Origin of the sequence: Streptomyces sp. NPDC059787 (assembly GCF_042732315.1) — a bacterium.
GTDB lineage: Bacteria > Actinomycetota > Actinomycetes > Streptomycetales > Streptomycetaceae > Streptomyces > Streptomyces atrovirens.
Genome location: NZ_JBHWHX010000101.1, coordinates 1 through 5191, shown reverse-complemented (window position 1 = coordinate 5191; position 5191 = coordinate 1). Strand labels below are relative to the sequence as shown.

General features: G+C 69.3%; 5 protein-coding genes. 3 read left to right on the top strand and 2 right to left on the bottom strand.

Annotation, left to right across the window (positions count from 1 at the left end):
• Positions 1–74 precede the first annotated feature (74 nt).
• Both ACFV5H_RS37670 and ACFV5H_RS37665 read right to left on the bottom strand, forming a co-directional pair.
• Positions 75–632, bottom strand: coding sequence for a hypothetical protein (locus ACFV5H_RS37670; RefSeq protein ID WP_385058997.1), 558 nt, complete (start codon positions 630–632; stop codon positions 75–77).
• Between the two features lie 114 nt (positions 633–746).
• Positions 747–986, bottom strand: a complete 240-nt coding sequence (locus ACFV5H_RS37665) for a hypothetical protein (RefSeq protein WP_385058999.1) — start codon at positions 984–986, stop codon at positions 747–749.
• Between the two features lie 210 nt (positions 987–1196).
• On the opposite strand from ACFV5H_RS37665, the gene thyX reads away from it, so the two are divergent.
• From thyX to ACFV5H_RS37650, 3 genes are all read left to right on the top strand, one after another.
• Positions 1197–1937 carry an FAD-dependent thymidylate synthase gene (gene thyX / locus ACFV5H_RS37660; RefSeq protein ID WP_073936929.1) on the top strand — a complete coding sequence of 247 codons (741 nt, stop codon included), beginning with the start codon at positions 1197–1199 and terminating at the stop codon, positions 1935–1937.
• A gap of 211 nt (positions 1938–2148) precedes the next feature.
• Positions 2149–3051: a 4-hydroxy-tetrahydrodipicolinate synthase gene (dapA, locus tag ACFV5H_RS37655; protein ID WP_073936928.1), complete on the top strand. Its 903-nt coding sequence runs from the start codon at positions 2149–2151 to the stop codon at positions 3049–3051.
• Positions 3052–3202: 151 nt separating this feature from the next.
• The gene (locus ACFV5H_RS37650) at positions 3203–4888 is read left to right on the top strand and encodes a ribonuclease J (protein ID WP_073936927.1); all 1686 of its coding nucleotides are present in this window, start codon (positions 3203–3205) and stop codon (positions 4886–4888) included.
• Positions 4889–5191: the final 303 nt, after the last annotated feature.

The following is a 5191-nucleotide window of genomic DNA, read 5'->3' as shown; positions in this document are numbered from 1 at the left end:
GGCCTACACCGTGGCGGCTGGGGCCGCCTCGCACGGGCCGGACTGCGGGGGGGGGCCCCGGGGCCCCCCCACGCTCAGTCGCGCCGGTACTCGGCGGCCCACGCCTCCACGGTGTCGGCAGCCCGGTCGAAGGCCAGCTGGTCCCGTCCCAGGAAGTCCGCGTTGTGCGAGGTCAGCAGCGGCGTCGGCGACTCCGCCGAACGCCCCCGCCGGACGAGGACCAGCGCTTGCCCCTGCACCGTCCGGGGCAGCCCCAGCCAGCGCACCGGCTGCTGCACCGTGCGCACGGAGACGACCTGCTCCCAGGACGTCGTACGTGTGCTCACGAAGGCCACGTGGCGCAGCCCGCGGGAGCTCACCCACACGCCCATGCGCAGCATCCGCAGCGCGCAGGCGACACCGACCAGTGCGATGGCGAAGACCGTCCCGGCGGACGCCGGCGTCGCCGTCGCCGCGATGATCACCGCCGCGAACAGCACGAACGACGCGAGCAGCAGCAGGAGCGCCGCAGCCCCCACCCGCCACGGCCCGGGGCGGTACGGGCGCCGCCAGCGGTCCCGGTCGTCGTACGGCAGGGCGACATCGTCCGCCGTGTCGAAAGCGCGGTCGGCCGTCAGGAAGGGCAGGGGCACGACGGGTCCTCACTCGATCCATGCGTCAGCAGTGCCCGGTGAGGCTATCGATCCGTGCCGCCGGTCACCACCCTCGGGGGCCCGGACGGAGCCGGTGGCCACGACCGGGGCGGCTCAGCGCCCCTCGGACGCCTGTGACTGCTGTGTCCCCGACCCCGAGGGATCGGAGGACATCGCCGGCATTCCGATGACCAGGGAGCCCACCAGCCCGGCCACGAGGGTGAGCCCCAGCAGCCAGCGCCCGGTTATCTGGCCGACGGAGGCCCGCTCACGGGGCGGCGGGGTGACATTGCTGCGGAACCTGTCGGCCTCGGCGACAAAGGCGAACGGTACGGGTTCGCGCCGACCGAACATCAGGGGTACGTCTCCTTCGGGATCGAACGGATCACTGTCACCGATACAGACGAACGACGGCCCCGGCAGGTGCCCACTTTCACCGAATTCGCAGAAGTTCGCCGCCGTTCACCGCTGTATGTCGCCTGTCGGCGCCGAAGGCCCCGTCGTCGGTGCCGCGCCGTAGAGTGGGCGCCGCCCGAGAGACGTGATGGAAGGATCCCCCGCGCCGTGACCGACACCCCCGCCGACGACCTCAAGCCCGACTTCCGCAGCGATGTGACCGTCGAGCTGGTCAAGCACACCGCGTCCGACGCCGACGTGCTGTTCGCCGCCCGCGTCTCGACCATCGGCGAGCAGTCCCTGGCCGAGCTGGACAAGGACCCCGAGCGCTCCAAGGGCCTGATCAACTACTTGATGCGGGACCGGCACGGCAGCCCCTTCGAGCACAACTCGATGACCTTCTTCATCAGCGCCCCGATCTTCGTCTTCCGCGAGTTCATGCGGCACCGCGTGGGCTGGTCGTACAACGAGGAGTCGGGCCGCTACCGGGAGCTCCAGCCGGTCTTCTACGTCCCGGACGAGTCCCGCAAGCTGATCCAGGAGGGCCGCCCCGGCAAGTACCGCTTCGTCGAGGGCACCCCGGCCCAGCAGGAGCTCGTCGGCCGCGCCATGGAGGACTCCTACCGGCAGGCGTACGAGGCGTACCAGGAGATGCTCGCCGCCGGCGTCGCCCGCGAGGTCGCCCGCGCGGTGCTCCCCGTCGGCCTGTACTCCTCGATGTACGCCACCTGCAACGCCCGCTCGCTGATGCACTTCCTCGGCCTGCGCACCCAGCACGAGCTGGCGAAGGTCCCGTCCTTCCCGCAGCGGGAGATCGAGATGGTCGGCGAGAAGATGGAGGCCGAATGGGCCCGTCTCATGCCGCTCACGTACGCCGCCTTCAACGCCAACGGGCGCGTGGCCCCGTAGAACCGCAGCTCGAGCCCGCGAGCACACATGTACGGTTCAACCTCGCGAAGTGTCCGTATTGCGGCATTTCGTGAAGTTCATCTAGCCTGATCAAACGGGCCCGGTACTGCCTGAACCCCCGAGCAGGCAGTGCCGGGTCCCCCCCTTTGTCCCACCTTGTCGCCTCCCCCGAGGGAAGACCCCGACCTGAGCAACGAGTAGCGTGTAACCCATGGCTCCGACCTCCACTCCGCAGACCCCCTTCGGGAGGGTCCTCACCGCCATGGTCACGCCCTTCACGGCGGACGGCGCACTCGACCTCGACGGCGCACAGCGGCTCGCCACCCACCTGGTGGACGCAGGCAACGACGGCCTGATCATCAACGGCACCACCGGTGAGTCCCCCACCACCAGCGACGCGGAGAAATCGGATCTCGTACGGGCCGTCGTGGCGGCGGTCGGCGACCGCGCCCAGGTCGTGGCCGGAGTCGGCACCAACGACACCCACCACAGCATCGAACTGGCCCGCGCCGCGGAACGCGCCGGCGCGCACGGCCTCCTGGTGGTCACCCCGTACTACAACAAGCCCCCGCAGGAGGGCCTCTACCGGCACTTCACGGCCGTCGCCGACGCCACCGGGCTGCCGGTCATGCTCTACGACATCCCCGGCCGCAGCGGCGTCCCGATCGGCACGGAGACGATCGTCCGCCTCGCCGAGCACCCGCGCATCGTCGCCAACAAGGACGCCAAGGGCGACCTCGGCCGCGCCGGCTGGGCCATCGCCCGCTCCGGCCTCGCCTGGTACTCCGGCGACGACATGCTGAACCTGCCCCTGCTCTCCATCGGAGCGGTCGGCTTCGTCTCGGTCGTCGGCCACCTCGTCACCCCCGAGCTGCGCGCCCTGGTCGAGGCGTACACCTCCGGAGACGTCCAGAAGGCCACCGAGATCCACCAGAAGCTGCTCCCCGTCTACACGGGCATGTTCCGCACCCAGGGCGTGATGACCACCAAGGCGGCGCTCGCCCTCAAGGGCCTCCCCGCCGGACCCCTGCGCGCCCCCATGGCCGAGTGCACGCCGGAAGAGATCGAGCAGCTCAAGATCGATCTTGCCGCCGGCGGGGTACAACTCCAGTAACCAGACTTCGCGCGACCGCTCGCGCAGACGGACTTCACAACTGAATAAGCGGGCCACCGGTGCCCGCACCACACGACAACTGCTTCTGCACGAACGTCACGCGCGCCACGTGCCCCACCGGTACGTGGCGCGCGTGTTTGAGGAGAGTCTTTTGAGTCATCCGCATCCTGAACTCGGCCCGCCCCCGCAGCTCCCCGAAGGCGGCCTGCGCGTCACCCCGCTCGGCGGTCTCGGCGAGATCGGCCGGAACATGACGGTCTTCGAGTACGGGGGCCGCCTGCTGATCGTCGACTGCGGAGTCCTCTTCCCCGAGGAGGAGCAGCCCGGAATCGACCTGATCCTGCCGGACTTCTCGTCCATCCGGGACCGCCTCGACGACATCGAGGGCATCGTCCTCACGCACGGCCACGAGGACCACATCGGCGGCGTCCCCTTCCTCCTGCGCGAGAAGCCGGACATCCCGCTGATCGGCTCCAAGCTCACCCTCGCCCTCATCGAGGCGAAGCTCCAGGAGCACCGCATCCGCCCGTACACCCTTCAGGTGGCGGAAGGGCAGCGTGAGCGCATCGGCCCCTTCGACTGCGAGTTCATCGCCGTCAACCACTCCATCCCCGACGCGCTCGCCGTGGCCATCCGCACGCCCGCCGGCATGGCGGTCCACACCGGCGACTTCAAGATGGACCAGCTCCCGCTGGACAACCGCCTCACTGATCTGCACGCGTTCGCCAGGCTCAGCGAGGAAGGCATCGACCTTCTGCTCGCCGACTCCACGAACGCCGAGGTCCCGGGCTTCGTCCCGCCCGAGCGCGACATCTCCAACGTCCTGCGCCAGGTCTTCGCCGGCGCCCGCAAGCGGATCATCGTGGCCAGCTTCGCCAGCCACGTCCACCGCATCCAGCAGATCCTGGACGCGGCGCACGAGTACGGCCGCCGGGTCGCCTTCGTCGGCCGCTCCATGGTCCGCAACATGGGCATCGCCCGCGACCTCGGTTACCTCAAGGTCCCGCCGGGCCTGGTCGTGGACGTCAAGACACTGGACGACCTGCCGGACAGCGAAGTCGTCCTGGTCTGCACGGGCTCCCAGGGCGAACCGATGGCCGCCCTGTCCCGCATGGCCAACCGCGACCACCAGATCCGCATTGTCGACGGCGACACGGTGATCCTGGCGTCGTCGCTCATCCCCGGCAACGAGAACGCGGTCTACCGCGTGATCAACGGCCTGACCCGCTGGGGCGCCAACGTCGTCCACAAGGGCAACGCCAAGGTCCACGTCTCGGGCCACGCCTCGGCCGGCGAGCTGCTGTACTTCTACAACATCTGCCGTCCGAAGAACCTGATGCCGGTCCACGGCGAATGGCGCCACCTGCGCGCCAACGCCGAACTGGGCGCCTTGACCGGCGTCCCGCACGACCGCATCGTCATCGCCGAGGACGGCGTCGCCGTCGACCTCGTCGAGGGCAAGGCCAAGATCTCCGGCAAGGTCCAGGCGGGATACGTCTACGTCGACGGCCTCTCCGTCGGTGACGTCGGCGAACCCGCGCTCAAGGACCGCAAGATCCTCGGTGACGAGGGCATCATCTCGGTCTTCGTGGTCATGGACTCGTCCACCGGCAAGATCACGGGTGGTCCCCATGTCCAGGCCCGCGGCTCCGGCATCGAGGACTCCGCCTTCGGCGAGGTGATCCCGAAGATCACGGAGACCCTGGAGCGCTCGGCCCAGGACGGTGTCGTCGAACCCCACCAGATGCAGCAGCTCATCCGCCGCACGCTGGGCAAGTGGGTCTCCGACACCTACCGACGCCGGCCGATGATCCTGCCCGTGGTGGTGGAGGTCTGACGGTCCGCCGGACCGCGCGCACGAGCGAACCTGGAGCGGGGCGCCTCGATTTGCATCGGGGCGCCCCGCTCCAGTACGTTTACGACTCCTCCCGATCGGGCACCCGACCACCTCGTGCGTCGGAACCGTCGCCCGGCAGGGGAGGGGAAATCCGACTCAGAATCTCTGATAAAGTCGGAACCGCCGGAAAGGGAAACGCGAAAGCGGGACCCCGGAAAGCACCGAGGAAATCGGGTCGGAAAGATCTGATAGAGTCGGAAACGCAAGACCGAAGGGAAGCGCCCGGAGGAAAGCCCGCGAGGG

Coding starts and splice junctions, on each gene's coding strand:
- dapA (WP_073936928.1), top strand. CDS start 2,149: ATGGCTCCGACCTCCACTCCGCAGACCCCCTTCGGGAGGGTCCTCACC.
- ACFV5H_RS37665 (WP_385058999.1), bottom strand. CDS start 986: ATGTTCGGTCGGCGCGAACCCGTACCGTTCGCCTTTGTCGCCGAGGCC.